Below are 24,013 nucleotides of genomic sequence, written 5' to 3' on the forward strand. Positions count from 1 at the left end.
GGTGCCCCACTCGCCGCAGGAGCCGATTCATCGGTCGCCACCCGATCCGTCTAAACTGCCCACCACCGAACGCCGGACCCTCCGCAATGAATCATCGCGTTGCCCGCAATATCCTGTGGGCCTGCCTCACCGCCGCGCTTGCCCCCACCGCCTGCGCCCAAGGCGACACCATCCCCGTCCACCCCTACCGCATCGTCCATACCTATCCCCACGATCCCACCGCTTTCACCGAGGGCCTCTTCTACGAGGACGGCTACCTCTACGAGAGCACCGGTGAATTCGTCGGTGCCGGCGTGCGCAAGGTGAAGCTGGAAACGGGCGAGATCGTGCAGCGACGCGACACGCCGGCTGGCTACTTCGGCGAAGGCATCATCGCGTCAGGCCAGCGCATCCTGCAGCTCTCATGGCAGCAGGGCGTCGGCTTCATCTACGACAAGGCCAGCTTCAAGCTGATCGACCAGATCCGCTATCCCGGCGAGGGCTGGGCTATGACACGCGATGCCAATCACATCTATATGAGCGATGGCACGCCGGTCATCCGCATTCTCGATCCGCAAACCTTTGCACAAACCGGGTCGATCGCGGTCACGGCGAATGGCGAGCCGTTGCAGCAGATCAACGAGCTGGAGTGGGTGAAGGGGAAGATCTACGCGAATGTCTGGCAGACGGCGCGGATTGCGGAGATCGATCCGGCGACGGGGCATGTCGTGGGGTGGATCGACATGACGAAGCTGGTGCAGGCGCAGACAGTGGGCGATCCGGAGAATGATGTTCTCAACGGGATTGCTTATGACGCGGGGCGGGATCGGTTGTTTGTTACGGGGAAGCGGTGGCGGTCTGTTTATGAGGTTAAGGTTGGGAAGTAGGGGGTGTTGGTGTGGGGAGAGCATCGCCGATGAATCGGCTCCCACAGGGGGCCGTCAGGCTTCGCAGGCGTCCATGAGGGCATCGCGGAAGCAAGCGGCGTCGACTAGCTTGGCGGCTAGCGTGCCTTTGAAGGCGTCGCCCAGGCCGCAGGTGCCGGCGCGGTAGACGTCGGCCGAGTCGCCGTGGCGATCGGTGCCGTGGGAGACCAGGCAGGTCTTGTCGAGTGACACGACGACGGTGCCGGCGCAGAGCCGGCGGGCGAGGGCGTTGATCGTGGTGTCGTCCATGCCGGTCACCGTGCTGGCGGTGATGTCGATGGAGAGGAAGCGTCCGCAGCAGCGTGCGAACTCGTGCAGGCTGAGCAACAAGACATCCGTGCTGGCGAACTCGCGCACGGACAGATCCGGTGGCAACGGACCCGGATCGAGAATGCGCAGCAAGCGCTTCTCACCCGCCAGCTCCAGGGTGGCGGCGACGGTGTCGATGTTCGCTTCGGCGGAAATCAGCAACACCTTCGCGCTGTCGAAAAGATCCGACTGCGTGGCGACGAAGTCCGCTTCGAGAAAGGCGTTGGCGCCGGAGGACAGCGCGGAAATCGTCTGCCCCTTCGCATCGACGATCAGTGCGGTGCGTCCGGTACGTACACCGGTCGTCACCTGCCAGCGCGCGTCGACCAGCGGTGGCAAGCCGGATGGGTCGATGACGTCATCGCCGATGGCGGCAATCAAGCCGACCGCGACGCCCGCATGCGAGGCCGCGACCGCCTGATGAAAGGCCTTCCCACCGGGCCGACGCTCGAAAGCGTCGGCATAGGCAGGCTCGCCGTTACGCGGCAGTTGCGGTGTCTGCCAGCGTTCTTCTTCGCTGTAACCGCCGATGACGATAAGACGTACGGCGGTCATGCCTCAGAACTGCTCGAGCACGCCGGCAATGGTCGCCGTCATGAACGTGGCGATGGAGCCGCCGAGCACGGCGCGCAGGCCGAGACGGGCGAGGTCGCCGCGACGGTTCGGGGCGAGACCGCCGATGCCGCCGATCTGGATCGCGATGGACGAGAAGTTGGCGAAGCCACAAAGGGCATATGTCGCGATGAGGCGGCTGTGCGGCAGCAGCTGGTCGAGGTGTTTGGCGAGGTCCGCATAGGCGACGAACTCGTTGATGACGACCTTCTCGCCGATGAAGCTGCCGACCAGGGTCGCATCCTGCCAGGGCACGCCGATCAGCCAGGCGATGGGCGAAAGCACCCAGCCGAAGATCGTCTCGAGGCTGAGCTTCACTTCGTGGCCGTTGAGGTTGGTGAGCCAGGTATTGAGGCTGTGGTCGCCGCCGAGCGTGCCGAGCCACTGCACCGGTCCGTTCACCAGCGCGATGAGCGCGATGAAGGCGAGCAGCATGGCGCCGACGTTCATGGCCAGCTTGAGGCCGTCGCCCGCACCCGTGGCAGCGGCGTCGATGACGTTGGCGGTGGTCTTCTCGACTTCGATCTTCACGGTGCCGCGGGTGAGCGGCTCCTGCGTTTCAGGCACGAGGATCTTGGCCAGCACCATCGTGGCCGGCGCGGCCATGACCGACGCGGTGAGCAGGTGCTTCGCATAGAACATGCGCATCGCCGGATCGTCGCCGCCGAGCATCGCCACATAGGCGGCCATCACCGAGCCGGCGATGTGCGCCATGCCGCCGATCATGACGGTCATGAGCTCGGCCTGGGTCATGCGCTCGATGTAAGGCTTGATGGTCAGCGGCGCTTCGGTCTGGCCGATGAACACGCTGGCGCAGACGCTGGTGGTCTCCGCGCCGGAGACGCGCATCACCTTGGTGATGACCCAGGCCATGCCCTTGACGATCTGCTGCATGACGCCGATGTGATACAGCACGCCGGTGAGCGAGGCGAAGAAGACGATGGTCGGCAGGACCTTCACGGCGAAGATCACGCCGAACTTGGAGCTGTCGAGCAGGCTGCCGAAGATGAAGCGCGAACCGACGTCGACATAGTCGAGCAGGTGCACGAAACCGGTGGCGATGGCGTCGAAGACGTCACGGCCCAGGGGCACCTTGAGCACCACCGCCGCGAAGCCGATCTGCAGGGCGATACCGGTGGCGACGAGTTTCCAGTCGACCACACGCTTGTTGTTCGAGAAACAGAAGGCGATGGCGAGAAGCATCGCCAAACCGAACAGGCCAAAACCTACGTGGCCCAACAGACCGAGCATCGTGACGTACCCCTATGAAGGCCGGGGGTAGCCCCGTGACCGCTATTGAGAATTTCAGCAAAGACGGGAGGTTACGGGAGGTGGACTTATCGGGCAAGGTAGCCCGCGAAATTGGCGCCGGGGCGGCCCTGGGCTACGCTTGGCCCATGAGCCTCTTCCTGACCATCGCCCTCGTCCATATCGTCGCCCTGATCACCCCGGGGCCTGATTTCTTCTTCGTTTCCCAGCTGGCCGCCAGCCGTTCGCGGCGCGAGGCCCTGGCCGGTGTCGTCGGCATCGGGCTGGGCGTGGCCGCCTGGGCCGCCCTGGCCCTGCTCGGCCTGCATGTGCTCCTGCAACGCCTGGCCTGGCTGGAGCGAGGCATCGCCATCCTCGGCGGCGCCTACCTGTGCTGGATGGGTTTCCAGATGCTCCGCGCGGCCTGGCGGGCCAAGCCGGACGCCGAGGCGCCCTCGGTCGATGTCCGTGGTTCCAGCCCCTGGAAGGCCCTGGTCCGCGGACTGGCGACCAACCTGGCCAATCCGAAGGCGGCGATCTACTTCGCGTCGATCTTCTCGGCCTTCGTCGGCGACGAGATGACCGCGGGCGCGCGCTGGGGCCTGTGGGCCATGATCACCGTGGAGACGATGCTGTGGTTCGCCGTGGTGGCAGGCATCTTCGCCTTGCCGGCCATGCGCCGCGGCTATGTCCGGGCGAGCCGCTGGATCGACGGTGGGGCAGGGGCGATCTTCTCGTTGTTCGGCCTTTACCTGATCTTCGGCCGCCGCGCGGCCTAGTCTTTCTCGAGGTTCCGGGTCACCTGGGCGAGGCTTTCCGCAAGGACGGCCAGGTCCGGTGTGCCGAGGCCCTCGAGCGCGCTGCGTGCGAGGTCGGCGACCAGGGCGCGAACGCGCTCGGCCATGCGCTTGCCGGCCACGGTCAGGCCGATGTCGACCAGGCGGCGATCCGCCTCGTTGCGCACCCGGCGCATCAGTCCGCGCTCGATGCCCGCGTCCACGGCATGCGTCACCGTGCTGGCGTTGACGCCGCAGGCGGAGGCCAGTTCGGTGGAAATCATGCTGCCGCGCGTGGCGAGCAGCAGGAGCATGTCGCTCTGCAAGGCCGTGATGCCGAACTCGCGCTGGGCGCGGCGGCCGACAGCATCGCGTAATCGCGAGCCGGCCAGCATGAGGTCGCGGCCGAGGTCGAGCGCGGTACCGCTGTTGTCTTCGTCGTCGCCGCTCATGAGCCTGCCGGTGCCGCGGTCATACGGGGATTTCCTGCCGCGTGATGTCGGGTCAAGGATACGCAGCGGATGGAATGATGGATTGACTGAAAGCACAATCGTTTGGCGTTTCCGGCCCGCGTTTGTGCAATTCAGTCGGCGGAACGGCGCCATGCCCCGGGCGGCATGCCGACCGTGCGGGTGAACACCCGGGTGAAGTGGCTTTGCTCGGCAAAACCACAGGCCAGCGCGATATCCGCCAGCGAGAGGTGGTTGATGCGAAGCATGTCCTGGGCACGCTGGATGCGTCGGTCGAGCAGCCAGCGGTGCGGCGGCTTGCCGATGCTGCGGCGGAACGCCCGCGAGAAATGGTTGACCGAGAGGCCGCAGGCGTCGGCCACGTCCGAGACCGGGAACGACTGGTCGAGCCGCTCTTCCATATAAGCGATCGCACGACGTTCCTGCCAGCCGGCCAGGCCACCGCGCGGGGCGCCGGGATCGTCGCGGCCGGCGGTACATGGAAGGATGGCCCGGAGAGCCAGCGCGACATGGGCGAGCAAGGGGGTATTCGGTGCGTCGGCACGAAGCGTGTCGAAAAGCACCTGGGCCAGGGTATGCACGGCCGGCGGGTGCGTGGCCACGCTGCCGGTGGCGTACTGGCGCCGGAACAGGATCGCACCCGAACCTTCGTCCGCGGCGCGAGTAGCCCGGTAGACCAGGAGTAGCTCGTCCTCGAGCCCGTCCACCGCATCGAGCAGGATCTCGGTGACTTCGTCGCGTTGGCGCAGCTCCTGAAGCAGGCTATGCCGACCTTTGGGTCCGCTGCCGCGATCCAGGGCGGCGGAACGCTGCGCCAGGTCGACGATGACCGTGGCTGTATGCGGTGACGTGGCGATACAGGCTGCTTCGGCGCGATACATGGGCCGATCCTCGTGGGAAATCGGATGTGGATCGAAGCATTGCGCACGCAAGGATCGGCGCCTACCCCCTAATGGGGTATGTCACGTTTATGTCACACCCCGTCGACTTCTTTTCGCTTGAGGATGTAGCCCAGGCCGCCCTCACGGAACCAGCGGTAGCCGTACGGTTCCAGCAGGATCCGGTGCTTGCCCTTACCCTCCGCTTCGCTGTGATCGTCCGACAATAGGTTGACCAGGTTGTCGGCGAGGGTGAACACCGCCTCGCACGGCGCGTCGGAAAGATTGTGCAGGAACAGCACCGAGTTCCCGCGCCAGGTGTAGCGCAGCATGAGGATGGCGTTGTCGTCCAGCGGCAGTACCTCGAAGTCGCCCCAGGACACCTCGAGGATTTCCTTGCGCATGCGTATGACCCGCTCCATCCAGTTGAGCAGGGAGCCGGGATCGCGACGTTGCTCGGCCACGTTGACATGGGCGAAGCCGAAAGGACCCTCGGCGATGACCTTGCTGACCGGGCGCCGCGCATCGGTGAATCCGGCGTGGCGCTCGGTGGACCACTGCATGGGCGTGCGCGCGCACTCGCGCTCGGGCAAGGAGAGGTCGTCACCCATGCCGATCTCATCGCCATAGCGGATCACCGGCGTGCCCGGCAGGGTCAGCATGAGGCTGTAGGCAAGCTCGAGGCGGCGACGATCGTTGCGCAGCATCGGCGCCAGTCGCCGACGGATGCCGCGGTCGTAGAGCTGCATGTCCTTGTCGGGACCAAATTCGGCAAAGACGCGGTCACGCTGGCGCTGGGTCAGCCGGCCCAGGTCGAGCTCGTCGTGGTTGCGCAGGAACATCGCCCATTGCGCGGTGGCCGGCCGCGGCTTGGTCTTCTCGAGCGCACCGGCCAGGGGGCGTACGTCGGCAGCGGCCAGGGCATAGAACAGGTTCTGGTTGACCTGAAAGTTGAACATCATCTGCAGCCGGTCACCATCGTCACCGAAGTACTCCAGGTCATCCTTCGGCAACACGTTCGCTTCGCCCAGGATGATCGCGTCGCCTTGTCGCCACTGCAGCAACTCACGGAACGAGCGCAGCATGTCGAACTGTTCCTTCGGCTTCCTGACATCGGCACCCTTGGTCGAGATGACGAAGGGCACGGCATCCATGCGGAAGCCGGAGACGCCAAGCTGGGTCCAGAAACCCATGATCTTCAGGATCTCGGCCTGCACATACGGATTGGAGGTGTCGAGATCGGGCTGGAAGTCGTAGAAGCGGTGGAAGTACCAGGCCTTGGCTTTCTTCTGGTAATTCCAGGTGCTTTTCTGCACGCCGGGAAACACCATGCCTTCGTTTGCGTTGGCTGGCCGCGTCTTCGACCACACGTACCAGTCGCGGTATTTCGAGGCGGGATCGCGGCAGGCTTCGCGGAACCAGGGGTGCTGGTCCGAGGTATGGTTCACCACCAGGTCGATGAGCACGCGCATGCCACGTTGATGCGCCGCGTGCGTGAACTCGACGAAGTCGCCGAGCGTGCCGTAGCGGGGGTCCACGTTGTAGTAGTCGCTGATGTCGTAGCCGCCATCCTTGCAGGGCGAGGTTTGGAACGGCATGAGCCAGACCGCGGTGACACCCAGGCCCTGCAGATAGTCGAGCCGGCGGCCGAGTCCCTGGAAATCGCCGATGCCGTCGCCGTTGGAGTCCTGGAAACTCCCGACGGACAGGCAGTAGATGATCGCGTTCTTGTACCAGAGGTCGTTGATCATGACGGCAGCCGGTGCGCAAGGGTGGAGCAAGAGCCTACGAGGTAGCGCGTGAAGGCGTTCCCTACACATCCGCCCTGCTTCTGTAACGGGACGCGCACAGGTTCGAAAGGTACGGGCATGACACAACCGCTGTGGTGGCAAGACGGCGTCATCTACCAGATTTACCCCCGCTCCTTCGCTGACGCCAACGGCGACGGCATCGGGGATCTCGAAGGCATCCGCGCCAAGCTCGGCTACCTCGCCGAACTGGGTATCCGCGCGTTGTGGATCTCGCCCGTCTTTCCCTCGCCGATGGCCGATTTCGGCTACGACGTCAGCGACTATCGGGGCATCGACCCCCTGTTCGGTGACATCGAGAGCATGGACGGTCTGATCGCTGACGCCCATGCCCTCGGTCTCAAGGTCATCCTCGACTTCGTACCGAACCACACCTCGGATGAACACCCGTGGTTTCGCGAAAGCCGCCGCTCGCGCGACAGCGCCTTCCGCGACTGGTACCTCTGGCGCGATCCCGCACCGGGCGGTGGTCCGCCGAACAACTGGCTATCCAATTTCGGCGGGAGCGCATGGGCGTTCGATCCGGTAACGGGCCAGTACTACCTGCATCTCTTCCTCGACAGGCAGCCCGATCTGAACTGGCGCAATCCCGTCGTCCGCGAAGCGATGTACGACGCCATTCGTTTCTGGCTCCGTCGCGGCGTGGATGGCTTCCGCGTGGACGTGCTCTACCACGTTATGAAGGACGCGCAGTTTCGCGACAACCCGATCAATCCCGCCTACCGCGATGGCATCGACTCCGAAGCGAATCGCTTCCTGCCCGTCCACACGGCCGACCTGCCGGAGGTGCTTGGCATCGTCACCGCCATGCGCGAGGTGATCGACGAGTTCCCCGAGCGTGTGTTGATCGGCGAGCTTTACCTGCCACTCGAGCGGATCGTCGCTTATTACGGTGAGAACCTCGACGGGGCGAACCTGCCGTTCAATTTCCTGCTGATCGGTGCGCCGTGGGAGGCGCGCTATATTGCCAGCCTGGTCGAGCGCTACGAGGCGGCGTTGCCGCACGGTGGCTGGCCCAACTGGGTCCTCGGTAATCATGACAAGCCGCGCATCGCCTCACGGGTGGGCGATCTGCAGGCGCGGGTCGCCGCCGTGCTGTTGCTGACCTTACGCGGCACACCGACGATGTATTACGGCGATGAAATCGGCATGCGCGACGGTCTGATCGCGGCGGATCAGGTGCGTGATCCCTTCGAGCTCAACGAGCCCGGCAAAGGCCTCGGTCGCGATCCGCAGCGCACGCCGATGCGTTGGTTTCCTCGCGAAGGCGCGGGCTTCACACGTGGCATCCCGTGGTTGCCGATCGGCGATCATCTCGCCACCTGCAATGTCGCGAGCGAGGCGGAAGATCACGCCTCCTTGTTGTCGCTCTACAAGACGCTGCTTCGCCTGCGTCGTGACAGTCGCGCCCTCAACGTCGGCCGCTTCCAGCTGCTGGCCGTCGATGACGCGGTGATGGTGTACGAGCGCAGCGACGGTGACGATCGCTATGTCGTCGCGCTCAACTTCACCGATACCGAGCGCAAGTTGCCCGTGTCGTGCCCGGGAACGCTGGTGCTATCGACGATACCCGGCCTCTCACTGGCCCTGCTTCGCGCGGGTGAGGCACGGATCTACCGGGCCTGATCAGAGCATCCAGCGAAGGATAGCGATGATGACGATCAGGATCGTGGCGCCCAGCACGATGTGGCGCAGGTAAGGGCCACCGGTCGCGCCGCCATCGTAGCTGGCATCGTCGTAATCGTGCGATGCATCGCGAGGATGGCGGACGAAGGGCAGGCGCAGGCGGCGTCTACGGGGCATGGCGACAATGCTCGTGCTCGGGATGTGTCGGCGCGGTCAAGACTCACTCGCCCACGCGGGATGTGTTCTTCAGTTCCTCGAGGATTTCGGGCCCGCGGACGTCGATATGGTCGAGATTGTTGACGTAGAAACGCACGAAGGGCTTCTCGGCGTCCTTCGGCATCCAGGGCTTGGCCCAGACGAAGACGACACAGTAGCCATCCGCCTCCGCGATAATCTTGTCGAGGCGTGCGCGCAACAGCTTGCGCACGGGATAGGCGTCGATCTCTTTCGCGGTGAGCGTGATGGTCGGCTTCAGCTCGATGTCGTCATGACGGAAGGGGCGCGAGAAGCGCAGGTAATAGCCACCTTCCTTTGTCGCACGCAGGGACGCCGTGCCCCACCAGATGGCCCGCGTGGTGAGCTGGTCGGCCGCTTTCTGCCGATAGACATTTCGGAATAGCGCCTCGTACGTACTGGTTTCCCCACCGATCTCCACGAGCGCCTCGGCAAGGTCCTTGTCACGACGATGCTCGAGAAATTTCTGCACCAGCGACGAGAGACGGTAGTAGTTCCTCGACCGTGCCCGCAGCCCGGCCCCGGCCCCTGGCCTGCTCCCGGTCCCCCTCTCTGTGGGAGCCGATTCATCGGCGATAGGGTGCTCGCCGGAACCCGGCCCGCTGCCGCGGGATCGCCGCTGAAGCGGCTCCCACAAGGGATTGGGGGCGGCAGGTTCGGGCTCCGACCCCGCAGGCACCGACCGGAAGTGACCGGCGGGCCGTTCGGCTTCGAAGACGTCCGGCCGCTTTTCCGCTTTCGTCTCGCCCTTGCCGTGGGCGATCTCGCAGGTCGCCGCGTGGTCTTCGATGCGGCGGGAACGAAAATAGGGCCGGATGCGAAGGTTTTGCTCAGGTTTGTCGAGGCAGGCGCAGATGAGCGGCGCGCTGCAGTCGTGGCCGATGCAGGTGAACCGGGGTGTCGCGCCGAGCAGATCGGCCCAGTGAAGCTCGTAGGCACGCTCGGCCGTGAGGCGTTCGTTGCGTTCGGCGTTGAGCGCTTCTTCGATCGACACGTCGGCGGGTTCCGGACTTCCCTGAATGGGCGACCACTCTAACCGGTAGTGCTTCTTGTGGGAGGCGCTTCAGCGGCGATCGGGTGCTTGCCGGAACCGGGCCCGCTGCCGCGGGATCGCCGATGAATCGGCTCCCACAGGGGAGCTCAGAAGGCGACGAAGCCGGCGGGGATCTCCAGGCCGAGGTCCACTTTCACGCCGCGAAGGAAGGCCAGCACTTCCTCGTAGCGGCCGGACTCGACCAGGACTTCGGCGGTCTGCAGGTCCAGATGCTCGATGGGATCGTCGCGGTACCAGGCGATGCGGCGGGCTTCGTCCGGCTCGACGCGCGCGGCTTCGCGCAGCACCTGCCAGGCGTGGGACTTCCGCGCCGGACTATCGGCGGCGGAACGGATATCGACAATCTGTGCGTACGACATACCCATAACCTCGTTGCGGCGTCGAACCATCGCTCACACGCGACCTCGACGACCAGCGTGCCTATCTATCCCTTCCCGATTCTTTCGTACAGGAGTTATCCCGATGGCAAAAGTCCTCGTTCTCTACTACTCGGCCTACGGACATATCGAAAAAATGGCCCATGCCGTGGCTGAAGGTGCTCGCGAAGCCGGTGCACATGTCGATATCAGGCGCGTACCCGAAACCGTTCCCGACGATGTTGCAAAAAGCTCACATTACAAACTCGATCAAGCTGCTCCGATCGCGCGCGTCGACGAACTGGAAACCTACGACGCGATCGTCATCGGCACCGGTACCCGCTACGGCCGCATGACCTCGCAGATGGCCAGCTTTCTCGACCAGACCGGCCCGCTGTGGGCGCGTGGTGCACTCAACGGCAAGGTCGGCGGCGCCTTCGCGTCGACGGCGACGCAGCACGGTGGTCAGGAAACGACCCTGTTCTCGATCATTACCAACCTGTTCCATCTGGGTCTGATCCCGGTAGGGCTGCCCTACAGTTTCCAGGGCCAGATGAAGCTGGACGAAGTGACGGGTGGTTCGCCTTACGGAGCTACGACCATCGCGGCGAGCGACGGTTCCCGTCAGGTCACCGAAAATGAACTCGCTGGCGCACGCTTCCAGGGCAAGCACATTGCCGAGGTCGCCACGAAGCTGTTCGGTTAGCGATTACGCTTCCTGCCACTGCGAACGCCGCCAATGGCTCGGGCTCTGCCCGACCAGGCGGCGGAACAGGTTGCACAGATGGGCCTGGTCCGAGAGGCCGCAGGCGAGGGCGATCTGGCTAAGCGGTTCGCGGGTCTGCAACATCAGGGTCTGCGCCCGCTCGACGCGGCGACGCATGATGTACGCGTGCGGCGGATCGCCGAACGTATCCTTGAAGGCGCGACAGAAATAGCTGCTGGAAAGCCCGGCGATCGTGGCCAGGTGATCGATGGTGATCGCGAAGCCGAGGTTTTCCTCGACATGGCTGGCGACCCGGCGTGCCTGCCACGGAGCCAGGCCGGCACCGACGCGGCGACGTGCCGACGCAGCGGTTTCCGTGTGACTTTCTTCGCGGTCCAGCAGGGCGGCGACCCGGGCGACACACGCGCGGGTGGTAGCCAGGTCGGTCTCGACGGCGGTCAGCGCCTGCTCGAGCAGGCGGGCGACGGTCGGTTCCTGCTCGGCGGCGGGGGCATCGATGGCGAAGGGAGCAAGGGCATGCATGGCCTCGGCGGTGCGCGCACCACCGGTCCCGGCGAAAGTATGGGTTTCGTATCGCATCAGCGTGAGCTCCACGGCAGCGGGCGTGGGCGGTCTGCCCACGGTTGCAGCCTAGCCGCGATGCGGGGGTGTACTGAATTCTACAAAGGGACTGTAAAGCCCATACCAAAGGGTTAAACCGGCTGCTTTGGGAATTTCTTGTAGCGGTCGTGCCGTAACGGTCAAAAACCATCACCGGCGTGCAAGACGGTCTGACGTCATTCGGACACGCTTCAGGCCGAATCTGCACAAGACGAACGGGCCGAGTCAAAGCGATGCCACCTTACCGACCCTTGCAAGCCACTTCCGGCGGCTCCTTCATCGGGCCACGTCGGGCCGTGGCTGGCCTGCTGATGACCGCGGGAGGGCTGCTTGCGCTCGCCGTTTTCCTGGTCGACACCTTCACCCAGCTACAGGGCGCCGTGGCCGTGGTGTACCTGGTCGTCGTCCTGTTGGTGGCGGCCAGCGGCAGTCGCCGCGCCATCGGTGGTGCCGCCTTCGGTTGCATGGGCCTGACTCTCGTCTCCTTCGTCCGTGGGCATGGTTGGCCGGGGCTGGACGCGGCCATGCTGCGCTGCCTGGTCAGCCTCTCCGCGATCGCGATCACGGCGGTGCTGTCGCTGCGCGCGCGCGACCGCATGGCGACCATCGCCGGCCAGGCCCGCCTGATCGAACTCACGCACGACTCGATCTTCGTGCGCGACATGGACGATGTCATCGTCCTGTGGAACACCGGCGCCGAACAGCTCTATGGCTGGACCGCGAGCGAAGCCATGGGGCACCGCGCCACCGACCTGCTCGGCACCGCGCTGCCCGGTCATCACACCTGCGTGGACGCTGCGCTGTTCAGCACCGGGCGCTGGGAGGGCGAGGTGACCCAACGTCACCGCGACGGCCGCCTCGTGATCGTTGCCGCCCGTTGCGCGCTATTGCGTGACGATCGCGGCAAGGCGAGGGTGATCCTCGAGGCCGGCACCGACGTGACGGCACGCCGCGCCGCCGATGCGGCCCTCGGCGATAGCGAACGCCGTTACCGCAGCATGTTCGAAAAGGCCCGCTTTTCTTTCTGGGAAGAAGACTGGACCCGGGTCATGGCCCGTATCGCCCTGTTGCGCGAGGAGGGCGTCACCGACCTCGCTGCTTACCTCCAGGCCCATCCGGCCTTCGTCCGCGAATGCTGCGGGTTGACCCTGGTCACCGACGTCAACGATGCCACCGTGCGCATGCTGGGTGGTCACTCCCGCGAGGACCTGGTCGGCCCGCTGGATCGTTTCCTGCCTGCCACGGACACGACCTTCGGCCGGGTGATCCTGACCATCGCACTGGGCGGCGGCGTGGCGGAGGGTGAGACCCATCTCATCAACTTCAAGGGCGAGCGGCTCACCGTGCTGTTCGCGCTGAACATGCCGCTGGGGCCGACACGCTTCGACCGCGTGCTGGTCAGCGTGGTCGACATCACCGACCGCAAGCGCGCCGAACGCGCCCTGATGGCCGTCCAGTCGGAACTGGCCCAGGCCGCCCGCATCACGGCACTGGGCGAGATGAGCGCCTCGATCGCGCATGAAGTGAACCAGCCACTGGCCGCCATCGTGACCCATGGCGAAGCCAGCCTGCGCTGGCTGCGCCGCCCGACGCCGGACCTGCAGGAGGCCTGCGATGCGATCGAACGCGTGGTGCGCGATGCGCGCCGGGCGAGCGAGGTGGTCCACCGCGTGCGTAGCCTGGCCAGCAAGGAGCCAAGGCAACATGTGCGTTTCGACCTGGCCACCCTCGTTGCCGAATGCGCGTTGCTGCTGGAGGGTGAGATGGCCCAGCATCACGTCATGCTGAGTGTCGACATCGCCCCGGAAGCTCCCTTGCCCCGCGGCGATCGCGTGCAATTACAGCAGGTGGTGCTGAACCTGATGGCTAACGCGATCCGTGCGATGTCCTGCGTGCCCGGCGCGCGCGCCCTCGTCCTGCGGGCCCTTCCCGATGGTGAGGAAAGCATCCTGGTCGAGGTCGAAGACAGCGGTACCGGCATTCCCGAAGATATCGCCGTCCATCTCTTCGACGCCTTTGTGACAACGCGGGGCGGCGGCATGGGCATGGGTCTTGCCATTTGTCGTTCCACCGTGGAATCTCATGGCGGACGCCTCTGGGCGACGAACCGACCCGAAGGCGGGGCGACCTTTCATTTCACGCTGCCCGTGACGGTAGCCGAGGAGGCTGACGCGTGACCCGGATGCCTCCCCCGATGACGCCGGCACAGGCACCCGTCGTCTGCATCGTCGACGACGATGCCGCCGTTCGCGAAGCCCTCGATTCCCTGTTCCGCTCGGTCGGCCTCAATGTGGCCGCCTTTGGCAGCGCCGCCGACTTCCTGGCTCGCGACAATGCCGATGCGCCCGGCTGCCTCGTGCTGGACGTGCGCCTGCCCGGGGTCAACGGGCTGGATTTCCAGGCCCAGCTGGCGGCGATGGACAACCACCTGCCGATCGTCTTCATGACCGGACACGGGGACATTCCCATGTCGGTGCGGGCCATGAAGGCGGGCGCGCTCGACTTCCTGTCGAAGCCTTTCCGCGACCAGGACATGCTCGACGCGGTGAGCATGGCGATCGAGCGCGACGCGATCGGTCGCCGTGATGCCGACGCCATCGGCGCGCTGCGCCTGGCCTATGCCTCGCTCACCCCCCGGGAGCGTGAGGTCATGCACCACGTCACGGCCGGGTTGATGAACAAGCAGGTCGGCGGCCTGCTGGGCCTGTCCGAGATCACCGTGAAGATCCATCGTGGCAACGTGATGCGCAAGATGGCCGCCCGCTCGCTGGCCGAGCTGGTGCGCCAGGCCGAGGCCCTCGCCGCCCATTCGTGACCCCAAGGGGTCACCGACCGCACACCTCCGTATGATTCCCATCGCGGGGCAGGCGGCGCACTGTAGGCCCGCACGATAGTGCTGGATGAGGACGACAGCTTGGCCGCGAACAGGATTGTGGCGATCGTTGACGACGACGAAGCGGTCCGGCAGGCGACCGCCAGCCTCGTGCGATCGCTGGGACATGAGGTGCGAGGCTTTGCTTCCGCTGAAGACTTCCTCCGCCCCGGTGGCGACGAGGGGGTCGATTGCCTCGTCACCGACGTCCACATGCCAGGTATCGACGGCACCGATCTTCAGCGTCGCCTGATCGAGCGTGGGCGCACCTATCCCATCGTTTTCGTCTCCGGGTTCCTCGACGATGCCGTACGCGAGAGCGTCATGGCCGCCGGCGCCTTCTGCTATCTCGGCAAGCCGTTCCAGGGAGATACCCTGGTGACCTGCCTGGAGCGAGCCCTGTCCCGCTCCTAATAGATAAATGTAGGAGCCGATTCATCGGCGAATCATAAATAAACCGCGCTGCGCAGCAGCGCTCCTCCCAGGTTGCTGGCCTCGGCCCCCCATCGGAGGAAGAGATCGCCGATGAATCGGCTCCTACACAAAGCGGTGGCGCGCGGTTACGCTCCGCGGCATGACACTCATCCTGTTTCTCCTGCTGGTTCTCGTCGCCCTCGCGCTGCTCTGGACCCGTCGCCCACGGGCTGGATCGGCCTGGCTGGTCATCGCCGTGGCCTGGTTGTTCTTCGCCGGCTGCGGTCCGCTCACCGGCACGCTGCTAAGTCACCTGCAGTCCGGCTTCGCGCCGGATGTCGCGCACTGGGGTCAGCGCAACGTCATCATCCTGCTGGGCGCGGGCACCGTGCGCAGCGGCGCGGGAGCGATCGAGCCCAGCCTGTACGCCAACGGACGCATCCTCCGCGCCGCCGAACTCTATCGTTCGTGCAAGGCCACGGGCGGCGACTGCAAGGTGGAAGTGAGCGGTGGCGATGCCATGAAGCTCAAGCAGGCCGAGGCGGATGTGTACGCGATTTCGCTGGATCGGCTCGGTGTGCCGCGCGCGGACATGATCCTCGAAGCGCAGAGCATGAACACCTTCCAGAATGCGCAGTTCACCAAGCCCTTGCTGATGAGCTACGGCGCCGACAAGGTCGTACTGGTGTCGTCCGCGGTGCACCTGAAGCGGGCCGTCCTGTACTTCGCGCACTTCGCCATCCACGGCGAACCGGTGCGCGGCGACTACGTCACGGCGCGCTACGACTGGCTGCCGGGCTCGGACAATCTTTCGTACGCCGACTTCGCCATTCATGAGTACGTGGGCATCGTCCGATACCACTTCTATAACGCCATGGGCTGGAACGTGCCGAAGATTCCTGAAGAAAGCGTGACCACGCAGACACATACGTAACAATTGGCGCTTTATGCTGCCTCACCGTCCAACACGGACAGCGAACCCCAGGAGATGCCCGTGAAGTCTCGTTACATCCTTGCCGCATTGCTCGCTACCGCCGCCGTCGCCCCGGCTGCCGTGTTCGCCCAGCAGGCCGCCCCGGCGGACCAGTCCGCGCCGGCCGCCAATCCGGCCTCGCAGATTCCTGCCGCGGACAAGCAGGCCATCCAGAACTACAACCTCAACGACGACGTGTTCAATCGCATCGTCAAGGTCTCGCAGGAAGCGACGAAGAACGGCATCAAGCCGAAGGATGCCAAGACCGATTTCTCGAAGATCCACTCGCTCGACGATCTCGCCGCGCAAATCACCGCTGCCGATCCGCGCATCGAGCCGCTGATCAAGAAATACGGCTTCACCCCGCGTGAGTTCCTGCTCGCCAACCTGGCGGTGACCAATGCGGCGATCGCCTCGGAAGCGAAGAACAATCCGCAGATGGCAGCGTACGTGGACCAGTCGAAGGTCAACCAGAAGAACGTGGCCTTCTACGAATCGCACAAGTCGCAGATCAACGCCCTCATGAACGAGGACGCTCCCGGCAACTGACCGGGATCTTTGCGGAAGCCGGCTTTCCTGTGGGAGCCGGCTACGCCGGCGAAAGGCGCAAAAGAAAAGGCGAGACTTCCCAGTCTCGCCTTTTCCATTTGCATGAATACCCATGCGGCTCCCAAGAGCCGCAACCGGTAGTTTTAGTGCGTACCGTGCAGCGCGTGCTTGAGATCGCGCATCTGGTCGTGACCGCTCTTCACCGAGACATACGCCTCGTTGATCAGCGACCGCGTGCCAGCGGTGACGTCGGTATCCTTCAGGGCGTCTTCGTACTTCGCCTTGATGTGATCTTCGCCACGCTCGACTTCATCCACGATGGCGGTATCGTCCTTCGAGCTCATCTTGGCGCGCAGCTCGACGAACATGCGGTGCGCCTTGGCGAGAACGGTGCCGTCGTCTTCCGGCGTGCCGCCGAGCGAGCTGACCTGCTGCTGCAGGCGCTGGGCGACCTGGCGACGCTCGGCAGCACGGCTCTGGAACGATGCAGCATAGCGGGTGTTGTCAGCGTCCTTCGCCGCTTCGCCATAGCCTTCGGCGCTGTCGATCGTGGTCTCGATGAGGCCGTTGAGAACCTTGATGTCGTGGTCGGTGCTGGTCATGGTGGTGGCTCCTTGGGTGACTCGCGTTGAGTCGTTCGGGGATGCCAAGCTTCGCTGCGCAGGGGTGCACGGATTCGTGAAATAAGCGTCGCGCGCATCAACACACGTGGATACCGTTCATGCTCATGCGGTGCATACTCGGCGTTCACGACACATACGGAATCCCGTTCATGGCATCGAATCGTCGTCGCGCCCTCGTCACTGGCGCCTCTGCCGGCATCGGCGAAGCGTTTGCCCGCGAACTGGCTCGTCGCGGCCATGACCTCGTTCTCACCGCACGTCGCGCCGAGCGTCTCGAAGCGCTCGCGACGGAGTTGCGCGATCGCCACGGCATCGAGGCGATCGTCGCGCCGCTCGATCTGTCGCGCACCGATGGCCCAGAGGCGCTGGTCGGCGCACTGGAAGCGCAGGGTCTGGCGATCGACGTGCTGATCAACAATGCTGGCTACGGCGTGACCGGTTACCTCGAAGAGCAGCCCTGGGCCACCCATGCCGCCTTCATCCAGGTTTTGATGACGGCGCCCACCGAGCTGGCCTACCGCCTGATTCCCGGCATGAAGGCGCGTGGCTACGGTCGCATCGTCAACGTCGCTTCGCTGGCCGGCCACGTGCCGGGTTCGGCCGGTCACACGCTGTATGCGGCGTCGAAGGCCTACCTGATCAAGTTCTCGCAGTCGCTGGCGCTGGAGGGCAAGGCCAGTGGCGTGCACACCACCGCCGTGTGCCCGGGCTTCACCTATTCCGAGTTCCATGATGTCACCGGCTCGCGCGATCTCGTCTCGAAAATGCCCGGTTTCATGTGGATGGACGCGCCCACCGTGGCGAGGCAGGGCATGGACGCAGTGGACGCCGGCAAGGCGGTTTATGTGAACGGCCGGGTGAACCAGGCGATCAAGGCCATGTTCAAGCTCCTGCCGGACGGCCTGGCCCTGAAAATGATCGAGCGCCAAGGCAAGCGCTACCGCTCCGGCCCCCATGCCGGCTAATCGTGGGAGCCGATTGATCGGCGATCCCGCGGCAGCGGGCCCGTTTGCCGCCAGCACCCCATCGCCGCTGACGCGGCTCCCACATAGAGCAGCCTCCACCAAGACACAGTTGGGGTCCGGGCCACCCGTGACCTCTGGCATAGGCCCCGGGACGCGCCGGGGGCTAGCCTCGTCCGGTTTGCGGCGCTTTCCGCGCCGCCCTGCCGTCACGGGGACCATCGATGTCGATTTCACGCACTGCGGCGCTTTCCGGCGCTGTTCTCCTCGGCCTGATCGGGGCTAACGCCTCGGCCCAGACCGTCACCACCGACGATTACCGCCGCGCGGACTCGTTCCTGGCCACCAACACGGCGCCCCTGGTCGACCATTCGGTCGCCAAGGTCACCTGGATCGACGATTCCCACTTCTGGTATCGCGACCACGACAAGGACGGCGACCAGTTCATCACGGTCGACGCCTCGACCGGCCAGGCCACGCGCGCCTTCGATCGCGACAAGGTCGCCACGGCGCTGGCGACCGCGACGGGCAAGAAGGTCGATGCGGCCAAGCTGCCGGTGACCGCCTTCGTCGTCCGCCCGGACGGCAGCCTGGACATCACATCGCACGGCAAGCATTACCTCTGCGACAGCGCGGCGAGCAAATGCGAGCTGGCTGCCGTGAAGAAAGACGCCAACGGCAAGGCCTACGGCGAAGAGCCGGGCCTCGCCTCGCCGGACGGCAAGTCCGAAGCCTTCGTCCGCGACTGGAACCTCTGGGTGCGCGACGTGGCCACGGGTGCGGAAACGCAGCTGACCACCAACGGCGTCAAGGATTATGGCTACGCCACCGACAACGCCGGCTGGAAGCACACCGACGAGGCCATCGGCGTCTGGTCGCCGGATTCGTCGAAGTTCGCCACGTTCCAGCAGGACCAGCGCAAGACCGGTGAAATGACCCTGGTCAGCACCAACGTCGGTCACCCCAAGGTCGAGACCTGGAAGTACCCGCTGCCGGGCGACAAGGACGTGACCATGATCGAGCGCGTCGTCATCGACGTGCCGACGAAGAAGACCGTGCGTTTCAAGATGCCGGCCGACCAGCATCGCTCGACGATCTGCGACGACGTGTCGTGCAGCCCGGGCCTGTGGGACGACGTGCGCTGGTCCGCCGATGGCAAGAGCATCGCCTTTGTCTCGACCTCGCGCGACCACAAGCAGGAGTGGTTCCGCGTGGCCAACCCGGAAACGGGTGACGTGCGTGAGGTCTTCGGCGAGAAAGCGAAGACGTACTTCGAAAGCGGCAACGAGATGGTCAACTGGCAGTACGTGCCCGAGACCGACGAGGTGATCTGGTTCTCCGAGCGGAGCAACTGGGGCCATCTCTACATGTATAGCCTGAAGACCGGCAAGCTCGAGCACCAGATCACCAGCGGCGATTGGAACGTCACCCAGGTGCTGCATATCGATGCGAAGACGAAGACGATCTGGTTCCGCGGCGTCGGTCGCGAGAAGGGCGTCGATCCCTACTACCAGTCGTTCTACAAGGTCGGCTTCGACGGCAAGGGCCTGACCCTGCTTACCCCGGAGAAGATGGACCATACGGTCTCGATGTCGAAGGACGGTACGTATTTCTTCGACGCGTACTCGACCATCGATACGCCACCGGTTTCCGTCGTTCGTCGCGCCGATACCGGGGCGACGGTGAAGGAAATCGCGCACGCCGACATCTCGCGGCTGAAGGCGACGGGCTGGATCCCGCCCACCGCGTTCACGGTGAAGGCGCGTGACGGCAAGACCGACCTCTACGGCCAGATGTTCAAGCCGACGAAGTTCGATCCGTCGAAGAAGTACCCGCTGATCGTCTACATCTATCCGGGTCCGCAGGTCGGCTCGGTGCGTACGCGTAGCTTCATTCCGTCGCACGGCGACAACCAGGCGCTGGCCGAACTCGGCTTCGTGGTGATCGCGGTCGATGGCATGGGCACGCCGCTACGTTCCAAGGCGTTCCACGATGCCTACTTCCAGAACATCGGCGACAACACGCTGCCCGACCAGGTCGCGGCCGTGAAGGAACTGACGAAGAAGTACAGCTGGCTCGACGCCGACAAGGTCGGTATCTGGGGTCACTCCGGCGGCGGCAACGCCACGGCCACCGCGATGTTCCGCTATGCGGATACGTTCAAGGTCGGCATCTCGGAGTCGGGCAACCACGACAACCGCAACTACGAAGACGACTGGGCCGAGAAGTGGCAGGGCCTGCTCGTCACGGACAAGGACGGCAAGTCCAACTACGACGACCAGGCCAACCAGAAGTGGGCCGACGGCCTCAAGGGCCACCTGATGATCGCCCACGGCACCTTCGACGATAACGTGCCGCCGTACGAGTCCCTGCTCGTCGTCGACGCGCTGATCAAGGCGAACAAGGACTTCGACTTGGTCTTGATCCCGAACGCCCACCACGGCTATGGTGCAGCGACCACGTATATGACGCGTCGCCGCTGGGATTACTTCGTGCGCAACCTCGCCGGCGGCACCCCGCCGAAGGAATACCAGCTCACGCCGATGACGCCGCCCGGCGGCTGATCGATCCTGTGGATTGTTGAAATACAAAGGCCCCGCTGCGAAGCGAGGCCTTTTTTTTCGCCAAAGTAATGTGGGAGCCGCTTCAGCGGCGAAAAGCCAACGAAGCGGAGACGCTGCAACGCCAATCGCCGATGAATCGGCTCCCACACAGAGCTGATCTGTGCCAGCGACTACGCCGCGTAGGGCACGAACCGCATCGCCACAGCGTTCATGCAGTACCGCAATCCGGTCGGGTCAGGACCGTCATCGAAGACGTGACCCAGGTGAGCATCGCAGCGCGCGCAACGCACTTCCGTGCGTTCTTCGATCAGGCTGCGATCCACGACCTCCGCGACGTTCCGCTTTGAAATCGCCTGGTAGAAGCTCGGCCATCCTGTGCCCGATTCGAATTTCGTTGCCGAGTCGTACAGCGCGGTATCGCAGCAAATGCAGCGGTACAGTCCGCTGGCGTGGGTCTTGTAAACCTCGCCGCCGCTGTACGGCGCCTCGGTGCCCGCCTCGCGCGTGACGTAATAGGACTGCGTGCTGAGCTTCTCCTTCCACTGCTTCTCGGTCATCACGACGCGAGGCAGGGAGCGGGTGTCGATCAGCTTCTTGTTGGCGCCGAACTCATCCAGGGTGACGTTGCCGGTCTTGACCGGCTTCGGGGCATCGGCGGCCATGGCGGGCCGCATGCCGCGGAGGATGAAGGGCAGGGAGATCGACGCGACCGCAGTCGCGGCGAAGACACCCAGGAAGCGGCGGCGGTCGGGATCGGTGCTGCGCATGGAGCCTCCGTAAGCAGGGAAGGGCGCGAGATCGCGCCCTTCCATCAGAGACCGGGGTTCCGGGGGAAGCCTTACAGCGGCCTCAGTCGTTCATCGATCAATCGTCGACCCAATGGCACTCGCGGTGGGTCTCATAGGTGGCGTTGTTGTTCTGGTGGGCCTTCTGGACCTGGTTGCCGACCACGCCGCCGGCGACTGCGCCGCCTACGGTGGCGACCGTCTTGCCCTTGCCATGGCCGACCTGGTTACCGAGCAGACCGCCAGCGACCGCGCCAATGGCCGTGCCGGCCACCCGATGGTCGTCGCTGGAGTTGATCTGCTTGGTTTCGACGTCGCGGCACACCTGGTGCTGGCTACGGTGCGACTGGGCCTGGGCCGTCGGGGCCGTCACGGCAGCGCCGGTGGCAAGTACGAACGCCGCAGCGGCGAGCAGATGGGTCTTCATGGCAGGTCCTCCTTTTCGGTGGCCTTCAGGGATACCGCCGCCGCCGTGACGGGTGGGTCAACAGGGGGCCTGTCCGGGTATTTGGTCGACATCGCGTATGGCCGCGGTTTAATTGGCGTCCCGCGGGCCTCGGCAACGGCCTCGGTCAGTTCGGCGCCGAGCAGCAGGATGAGGGCGGAGTAGTAGACCCAGACCAGCAGCACCACGACGCCGCCGGCGGGGCCGTACGGGCCGCCGACATTGCTGCGTTCCAGATAGATGCCGATGGCGAACTTGCCGATAGCGAAGAGCAGGGCGGTGAGGCTGGCGCCGATCATGGCGTCGCGCCACTCGATCACGGCGTCCGGCAGCACCTTGTAGATGGCGCCGAAGATCAGCACGAACACCCCGAACGAGATCACCATTTCGAGCACGTTCCAGCCGGTGGTGCCGCCCCGGACGAACACGGCGATCATGGCGCTGGCCGAGAACGAGATGACCAGCAGGAAGGCCAGCGAGAGAAGGAGGCCGAGCGCATGGAGGCGGGCGCGCAGCCAGCCGAGGATCGCGTGGGTGGCCTTGCCCGGGCGTGGCTGCAGGCTCCAGACACGATTCAGGGCGCCCTGGAGCTGGGCGAACACGGCCGACGCGCCGATCAGGGTCACGCCCAGGCCGATCACCCCGGCCATGCTGCCGACGCTGGGCTTTTGCTTGGCATTCTCGATGACCAGGCGCACGGCTTCGGATGCCCGCTCGCCGACGAGCCCGTTGAGGCTGTCGATCAGCTGCGCCTGCCATTCGGGGCGGAGCGAGGCGACCACCCAGAGCAGGAGGACCAGCAGCGGTGCGAACGACAAGGCCGAGTAGAAGGCCAGGGCAGCGGCGCGGGTCATCAGCTCGTCATCGCTGAAGCCCTTGGCGGTGGTGCGGACGACGGTGATGCCCAGTTTGAGCCTTGAATGCACGAGTCGATCTCCCTGGTTCTCTGGCAAAGGCAGGATCGCCGGCCGCGCGCGAAGCTGGCGTGGAGCAACGCTTCCCAAGGTGGGAGCCGATTCATCGGCGATTGTGGGAGCCGCTTCAGCGGCGATCCCGCGGCAGCGGGCAAGGTGGCGGCAAGCACCCTATCGCCGATGAATCGGCTCCTACAAGGAGCGGGAGCCCAGCATGTGCATGCGGTCGATGGCAGCCGGTATGCCCTCGGCACCCTTCACCTCGATCACGCGCTCGTTCAAGGCGAAATCGGTGTCCGTCTCGTACGACCAGGTGCTGTGGTACGGCATGTACACGCCCCAACCGCCGAGTTCCACCACGGGCGCGATGTCGGAGCGCAGCGAATTGCCGACCATGGCGAAACGGTCGGGCGTGACGTCGAACTCGCGGAACAACCGGGCGTACGCGGCGGGATCCTTCTCGGAGACGATCTCGATGCGGTGGAATACGTCGGCGAGGCCGCAGCGGGCGACCTTGTACTCCTGATGGAAGAGGTCGCCCTTGGTGATCAGCACCACGCGATGCTCGCGCGCGACGGCCTCGACCGCTTCGCGGATGCCCGGCAGCAACTCCACCGGGTGGGCAAGGACGTCCTTACCCAGGCGCACGATGCGGTGGATGTCCTGGGCCTCGACACGGCCTTCGGTCAGCTCGATGGCCGATTCGATCATCGACAACGTCATGCCCTTGGCGCCGTAGCCGAAGAGCTTGATGTTGGCGCGTTCGGTGTTGAGCAGGGCGTCGCGCAGGCCGTCCCGCTCCAGATCGATATAACGCCCCAGGATGGCCTCGAAGACGTCCTGTGCCCGGTCGTAGAACTCCTGGCTGTGCCAGAGCGTGTCGTCACCGTCGAAGCCGACCAGGTCGATCATGGGTACAAGATCCGTGTTTAAGCGGTGGGGTAGGATAGCGCGAGCACCTATCGCCGATGAATCGGCTCCCACAGAAGACCTGCGCAGGGCTTAGCTTATGTGGGAGCCGCTTCAGCGGCGATCCCTAGCAAGCGAGAACCCATCATGCCCGGCTACGAATTCACCGACATTGCCTGCCCCTACTGCGGCGAGACTATCGAGGTTGCTGTCGATACCTCGGGCGGCAGCCAGACGTATATCGAGGATTGCCAGGTGTGCTGCAGGCCGATCGTGATGCGGCTGATCGTCGACGAAGGGGATGATTCGTTCGATCTGACGGCGTCTGCGGAGAATGATGGGTGAGAGCATCGCCGCTGAAGCGGCTCCCACACAGGGCAAGGCTGCTTTCTGTGGATAA

At 64.9% G+C, this 24,013-nt stretch carries 26 protein-coding genes; 12 read left to right on the forward strand and 14 right to left on the reverse strand.

All coding sequences use genetic code 11. The annotated features are described in order from the left end of the window. Positions 1–86 precede the first annotated feature (86 nt). On the forward strand, positions 87–866 hold the full coding sequence (locus BJI69_RS10755; protein ID WP_071924924.1) for a glutaminyl-peptide cyclotransferase: 780 nt from the start codon (positions 87–89) through the stop codon (positions 864–866). A 54-nt stretch (positions 867–920) separates the two neighbouring features. On the opposite strand, the gene BJI69_RS10760 is transcribed toward BJI69_RS10755, so the two are convergent. Further along, the gene (locus BJI69_RS10760) at positions 921–1,769 is read right to left on the reverse strand and encodes a PfkB family carbohydrate kinase (RefSeq protein WP_046969745.1); all 849 of its coding nucleotides are present in this window, start codon (positions 1,767–1,769) and stop codon (positions 921–923) included. A gap of 3 nt (positions 1,770–1,772) precedes the next feature. Further along, a complete protein-coding gene (locus BJI69_RS10765; RefSeq protein WP_046980374.1) occupies positions 1,773–3,077 on the reverse strand; it encodes a NupC/NupG family nucleoside CNT transporter in 1,305 nt (434 codons plus the stop codon). Between the two features lie 146 nt (positions 3,078–3,223). Here BJI69_RS10765 and rhtC point away from each other — a divergent pair, with 146 nt between their 5' ends. Beyond that, on the forward strand, positions 3,224–3,853 hold the full coding sequence (gene rhtC, locus BJI69_RS10770) for a threonine export protein RhtC (RefSeq protein WP_046980375.1): 630 nt from the start codon (positions 3,224–3,226) through the stop codon (positions 3,851–3,853). Here rhtC and BJI69_RS10775 read toward each other — a convergent pair. The 3 genes from BJI69_RS10775 to BJI69_RS10785 all read right to left on the reverse strand — a co-directional run bounded on the left by BJI69_RS10775 (position 3,850) and on the right by BJI69_RS10785 (position 6,949). Further along, the gene (locus BJI69_RS10775) at positions 3,850–4,302 is read right to left on the reverse strand and encodes a MarR family winged helix-turn-helix transcriptional regulator (RefSeq protein ID WP_053057310.1); all 453 of its coding nucleotides are present in this window, start codon (positions 4,300–4,302) and stop codon (positions 3,850–3,852) included. The genes rhtC and BJI69_RS10775 overlap by 4 nt on opposite strands. Before the next feature lie 131 nt (positions 4,303–4,433). Continuing rightward, positions 4,434–5,201: a helix-turn-helix transcriptional regulator gene (locus tag BJI69_RS10780; RefSeq protein ID WP_052767392.1), complete on the reverse strand. Its 768-nt coding sequence runs from the start codon at positions 5,199–5,201 to the stop codon at positions 4,434–4,436. A 92-nt stretch (positions 5,202–5,293) separates the two neighbouring features. Then, positions 5,294–6,949, reverse strand: a complete 1,656-nt coding sequence (locus tag BJI69_RS10785) for an alpha-amylase family protein (RefSeq protein WP_046980376.1) — start codon at positions 6,947–6,949, stop codon at positions 5,294–5,296. A gap of 117 nt (positions 6,950–7,066) precedes the next feature. On the opposite strand from BJI69_RS10785, the gene BJI69_RS10790 reads away from it, so the two are divergent. Further along, positions 7,067–8,632: an alpha-amylase family glycosyl hydrolase gene (locus tag BJI69_RS10790; protein WP_046980377.1), complete on the forward strand. Its 1,566-nt coding sequence runs from the start codon at positions 7,067–7,069 to the stop codon at positions 8,630–8,632. Here the strand turns inward: BJI69_RS10790 and BJI69_RS22520 are convergent, their stop codons facing one another. From BJI69_RS22520 to BJI69_RS10800, 3 genes are all read right to left on the reverse strand, one after another. Next, entirely contained in the window at positions 8,633–8,809 is a 177-nt protein-coding gene (locus BJI69_RS22520) for a hypothetical protein (protein ID WP_154670744.1), read from the reverse strand. It abuts the gene before it with no gap. A 43-nt stretch (positions 8,810–8,852) separates the two neighbouring features. Beyond that, on the reverse strand, positions 8,853–9,860 hold the full coding sequence (locus BJI69_RS10795) for a hypothetical protein (protein ID WP_046980378.1): 1,008 nt from the start codon (positions 9,858–9,860) through the stop codon (positions 8,853–8,855). Positions 9,861–10,006: 146 nt separating this feature from the next. Beyond that, positions 10,007–10,279, reverse strand: a complete 273-nt coding sequence (locus BJI69_RS10800) for a hypothetical protein (RefSeq protein WP_071924925.1) — start codon at positions 10,277–10,279, stop codon at positions 10,007–10,009. A 103-nt stretch (positions 10,280–10,382) separates the two neighbouring features. Between BJI69_RS10800 and wrbA the strand changes: the two genes are divergently transcribed. Then, complete coding sequence (wrbA, locus tag BJI69_RS10805) at positions 10,383–10,982, forward strand: NAD(P)H:quinone oxidoreductase (RefSeq protein ID WP_046980380.1); 600 nt, start codon at positions 10,383–10,385, stop codon at positions 10,980–10,982. Positions 10,983–10,985: 3 nt separating this feature from the next. On the opposite strand, the gene BJI69_RS10810 is transcribed toward wrbA, so the two are convergent. Beyond that, positions 10,986–11,582, reverse strand: coding sequence for a helix-turn-helix transcriptional regulator (locus BJI69_RS10810; RefSeq protein ID WP_053057311.1), 597 nt, complete (start codon positions 11,580–11,582; stop codon positions 10,986–10,988). Between the two features lie 254 nt (positions 11,583–11,836). Here BJI69_RS10810 and BJI69_RS10815 point away from each other — a divergent pair, with 254 nt between their 5' ends. The 5 genes from BJI69_RS10815 (at position 11,837) to BJI69_RS10835 (ending at position 16,411) form a co-directional block, all read left to right on the forward strand. After that, positions 11,837–13,780: a PAS domain-containing sensor histidine kinase gene (locus tag BJI69_RS10815; protein ID WP_078023146.1), complete on the forward strand. Its 1,944-nt coding sequence runs from the start codon at positions 11,837–11,839 to the stop codon at positions 13,778–13,780. Positions 13,781–13,785: 5 nt separating this feature from the next. Continuing rightward, positions 13,786–14,418 (forward strand): response regulator transcription factor, encoded by a 633-nt coding sequence (locus BJI69_RS10820; protein WP_046969220.1) that lies wholly within the window; start codon positions 13,786–13,788, stop codon positions 14,416–14,418. Positions 14,419–14,517: 99 nt separating this feature from the next. Next, positions 14,518–14,889 (forward strand): response regulator transcription factor, encoded by a 372-nt coding sequence (locus BJI69_RS10825; protein ID WP_046980389.1) that lies wholly within the window; start codon positions 14,518–14,520, stop codon positions 14,887–14,889. A gap of 160 nt (positions 14,890–15,049) precedes the next feature. Continuing rightward, entirely contained in the window at positions 15,050–15,823 is a 774-nt protein-coding gene (locus BJI69_RS10830) for a YdcF family protein (protein WP_046980382.1), read from the forward strand. 60 nt (positions 15,824–15,883) lie between these two features. Then, positions 15,884–16,411 carry a hypothetical protein gene (locus tag BJI69_RS10835; protein WP_125903030.1) on the forward strand — a complete coding sequence of 176 codons (528 nt, stop codon included), beginning with the start codon at positions 15,884–15,886 and terminating at the stop codon, positions 16,409–16,411. A 143-nt stretch (positions 16,412–16,554) separates the two neighbouring features. Here the strand turns inward: BJI69_RS10835 and BJI69_RS10840 are convergent, their stop codons facing one another. Further along, the gene (locus tag BJI69_RS10840) at positions 16,555–17,013 is read right to left on the reverse strand and encodes a PA2169 family four-helix-bundle protein (protein ID WP_046980384.1); all 459 of its coding nucleotides are present in this window, start codon (positions 17,011–17,013) and stop codon (positions 16,555–16,557) included. Positions 17,014–17,183: 170 nt separating this feature from the next. On the opposite strand from BJI69_RS10840, the gene BJI69_RS10845 reads away from it, so the two are divergent. Together BJI69_RS10845 and BJI69_RS10850 are read left to right on the forward strand one after the other, a co-directional pair. Then, complete coding sequence (locus BJI69_RS10845) at positions 17,184–17,999, forward strand: SDR family NAD(P)-dependent oxidoreductase (protein WP_046980385.1); 816 nt, start codon at positions 17,184–17,186, stop codon at positions 17,997–17,999. A gap of 221 nt (positions 18,000–18,220) precedes the next feature. After that, positions 18,221–20,560, forward strand: a complete 2,340-nt coding sequence (locus BJI69_RS10850) for a S9 family peptidase (RefSeq protein WP_071924927.1) — start codon at positions 18,221–18,223, stop codon at positions 20,558–20,560. 170 nt (positions 20,561–20,730) lie between these two features. On the opposite strand, the gene msrB is transcribed toward BJI69_RS10850, so the two are convergent. The 4 genes from msrB to BJI69_RS10870 form a co-directional block, all read right to left on the reverse strand. Continuing rightward, positions 20,731–21,327, reverse strand: a complete 597-nt coding sequence (gene msrB / locus BJI69_RS10855; RefSeq protein ID WP_046980649.1) for a peptide-methionine (R)-S-oxide reductase MsrB — start codon at positions 21,325–21,327, stop codon at positions 20,731–20,733. Positions 21,328–21,424: 97 nt separating this feature from the next. Next, positions 21,425–21,772, reverse strand: a complete 348-nt coding sequence (locus BJI69_RS23035; RefSeq protein WP_046969718.1) for a glycine zipper 2TM domain-containing protein — start codon at positions 21,770–21,772, stop codon at positions 21,425–21,427. After that, a complete protein-coding gene (locus BJI69_RS10865) occupies positions 21,769–22,716 on the reverse strand; it encodes a YihY/virulence factor BrkB family protein (RefSeq protein ID WP_244465351.1) in 948 nt (315 codons plus the stop codon). Before BJI69_RS10865 ends, BJI69_RS23035 begins: the two co-directional genes overlap by 4 nt. 180 nt (positions 22,717–22,896) lie before the next feature. Beyond that, complete coding sequence (locus tag BJI69_RS10870) at positions 22,897–23,616, reverse strand: HAD family hydrolase (protein WP_046980650.1); 720 nt, start codon at positions 23,614–23,616, stop codon at positions 22,897–22,899. Positions 23,617–23,760: 144 nt separating this feature from the next. Here BJI69_RS10870 and BJI69_RS10875 point away from each other — a divergent pair, with 144 nt between their 5' ends. Further along, positions 23,761–23,958 carry a CPXCG motif-containing cysteine-rich protein gene (locus BJI69_RS10875; protein WP_046980651.1) on the forward strand — a complete coding sequence of 66 codons (198 nt, stop codon included), beginning with the start codon at positions 23,761–23,763 and terminating at the stop codon, positions 23,956–23,958. The last annotated feature ends 55 nt before the right edge of the window (positions 23,959–24,013 follow it).

It is taken from the genome of Luteibacter rhizovicinus DSM 16549 (assembly GCF_001887595.1).
Taxonomy (GTDB): Bacteria; Pseudomonadota; Gammaproteobacteria; order Xanthomonadales; family Rhodanobacteraceae; genus Luteibacter; species Luteibacter rhizovicinus.